Annotated in this window: 3 protein-coding genes; all 3 read left to right on the forward strand. The window is 28.3% G+C overall.

Features of this window, described 5'->3' with window-relative positions:
- Positions 1-516 (forward strand): type II toxin-antitoxin system VapC family toxin (locus A9758_RS01645; protein WP_084759199.1); only part of this gene is annotated, 516 nt, incomplete at its 5' end.
- Positions 517-528: 12 nt separating this feature from the next.
- Complete coding sequence (locus A9758_RS01650) at positions 529-1,659, forward strand: DUF2117 family protein (protein ID WP_011406616.1); 1,131 nt, start codon at positions 529-531, stop codon at positions 1,657-1,659.
- A gap of 86 nt (positions 1,660-1,745) precedes the next feature.
- Complete coding sequence (locus A9758_RS01655; RefSeq protein WP_011406615.1) at positions 1,746-2,729, forward strand: methanogenesis marker 2 protein; 984 nt, start codon at positions 1,746-1,748, stop codon at positions 2,727-2,729.
- Positions 2,730-2,907 lie beyond the last annotated feature (178 nt).

Raw genomic sequence — 2,907 nt, forward strand, 5'->3', positions numbered from 1 at the left:
TTTAATATGAAAATATATGTTTTAGATGCATCTGGATTAATTAATGGATTTTGTTCAAACGATTCATTAAATCTTATGACATCATCCACAGTTTCTGAAATTAAAGATATTAATACGGAAATTTTATTAAACAACTATATTTCTGAAGGAAAAATAAGAATTGAAACTGTAGTATACGATGATGATGAAGATATAAAAGAAGTGTTATTATCTAGTGGGGATTTAATGAGATTATCTGATACTGATAAGGATATAATTGCATTATCATTAAAATATAAGAAAATGGGTCATGATGTAATCACTGTAACTGATGATTATTCAATGCAAAATGCCTTAAAATTATTAAATCTTAAATTCATGTCTGTAAGAACTAAAGGAATTAAGAAAACAATAAAATGGAAACGAATATGTAAAGGTTGTAGAAAAGAATACTCTTCTGATAGTACTGAAGAGGTATGTGATATTTGTGGTTCACCTATTATTAGAAAAAGACTGAATGCTAGAAGTAACCATTAAAGGGTATATATTATGAGTTTAAAAATTGGTGTTATAGTACATGGACCTACTATAATAGATAAAGGTTATGCAAAGAAAATAATAAATTTACTATCAAATTATGGTGTTGTATCAGCTAGACTTGGTGGAACAATGGGGAGAACTGCTGTTATAGATGCAAGTTTAGAGAATGTTATTAATATAGAAGATAAATTATTACCAAGTCAGTCAATAGAATTATTATCTGAGGATAATGATATTCTATTTTTATTAAATTATGGAAAGTCCATGATAACAGGTCATACATTTGGTTATAAAGTATTAAATAATGTGGGGATGGATGTTGATTTAATACAGATTGAAAGACCAGATACAAGTGATGGTGCTATAATTTGTTGGAGTGATAATGTTGATAAGACGTTGTTAAATAATATTTCTAAGGATTTAAACATGCCTATTGTATCATCAAATGAAGTAACTAGTATTGTTGAAAATTTAACAGGATATAATAAGGAGGAAGGTCTAATTAAGCGAAAGATTGCAGGTGTTTCTCCTGGTGAAAATATCATGTTAAATGGAACAATAATTGGTAGAGTAACATCTAGTAATCTAGAAATAATTGCCCAAGATAATCAAATTATTAAGATGAGTGGTGGTAAAATAAAAAAACATGGTCTTGAAAAATTAGGAAAAGTTGATTTAACAAAAGCTATTGTTAAAACAGGTCTTCTTAGAAAGACAAACAATATTAAACCAAGACTTATGAAACACATATCAACAGATAAATTAACAGTTGTTTATCTTGATCATGCAGCAGAAGATATATATCAATATAGAAATGCTGATTTAGTAGTATCAGTGGGGGATGATACAACACTACTTTCATCAGATATATTATATAGATTTAATGTTCCAATTATTGGAATTACTGATGGAGACTTGGATAAGGTTGTTCTTGAAGGATTTAAACATGATGATTCTATTATTATTCAAGTGGAAAGTGGATATGATGATATTATTGGGGAAATGATATTTAAAAAGGTCTTCTCTAATAAAATAAGTAGAAATGTGGATGATCTTGTGGAATTTAAGAAAGAAATTCTAGATACTATAGATAATTCTGGTATTTCATATAAATTTGTTGATAAACAATTATTAGATTAAAGATATAAAAGAAATAATTATGTAATAAAAATTGAGAATTAATCTTATATTAATGTTTTTATTTAAAAAAAATAGAGGGTAATAATTTGGATTTTAATGAAATAGTAGAATCAATACGAACATTCAAGGGAGTTACACGTAAAAGATCTATTGCAGATGTTCGTGAAAAACTAAAGGATGTATATAATGTTTCAGGTAATGTGTATCTAGCTTTTGGTGATGATGCAGCGGCAGTTGATATTGGTAATAATCAATTAATGTTACTTGCTACTGATGGAATATGGGGTGCATTAATGGATGTTAATCCATGGTGGGCAGGATATTGTTCAGTTCTTGTTAATGTTAATGATATTGCTGCAATGGGTGGACGTCCAATGGGTATGACAAATGTATTATCATCATCTAATCCTGAAATTACTGCTCAAATAATGGATGGAATTAAGGAAGGTGTGAAAAAATTTGGAGTACCAATGGTGGGTGGACATACTCATCCTGATACACCTTATGATGCTTTAGATGTTGCAATTAGTGGTATTGTAGATAAAGATGCTGTTATACCTAGTTGTGGGGCAGTAAATGATGATAATGTAATAGTTGCTATTGATTTGGATGGTGATGTTTATCCAGGTACAGAAATTAATTGGGATACAACTAGTGATAAAAGTCCAAGTTATGTTCAAAATCAAATTAATGTAATGGAAACTATTGGTAAGAAACATTTAGTTCATGCAGCAAAGGATATTAGTAATCCTGGTATTGTTGGAACATTAGGTATGCTTCTTGAAGCATCTGATATGGGGGCTCATATAGACTTAGAAAGTATTCCACGTGCAAATGATATTGATTGGATTAGTTGGTTTAAAATGTATCCAGGTAGTGCTTTTGTTTTAACTGCACCTGAAGAAACAACAGATGAAACTTTAAGTCTTCTAAATAAAGCACATATTGATGCAAATTGTGTAGGTAAGGTTACATCTAATCATAAACTTTCCATGTCATACAATAACGAAACAAAAACAGTGTTTGATTTTAGTAATGAAATTATCATGGGTTTTTCAGAAGATAAATAAACCTGATTTATCTTATTCTTTTTTTTGAGTTTTATACTATATTTTTTCTATTAAAAAAACTAAATAGGTAGATTTATCTATGAAATTGGTTTTTTAGAGTATAACATACTACTCTTTATTAATATTATCTTTTTTTTATTAATTATCCTCTGTGTTATTATATACTGTCTTATCATTA

It is taken from the genome of Methanosphaera sp. A6, from assembly GCF_001729395.1.
Lineage (GTDB): Archaea > Methanobacteriota > Methanobacteria > Methanobacteriales > Methanobacteriaceae > Methanosphaera > Methanosphaera stadtmanae.

What these genes read in the sequence shown, in the direction of transcription:
- A9758_RS01650 (WP_011406616.1), top strand. Translation starts at nt 529, where the DNA reads ATGAGTTTAAAAATTGGTGTTATAGTACATGGACCTACTATAATAGAT.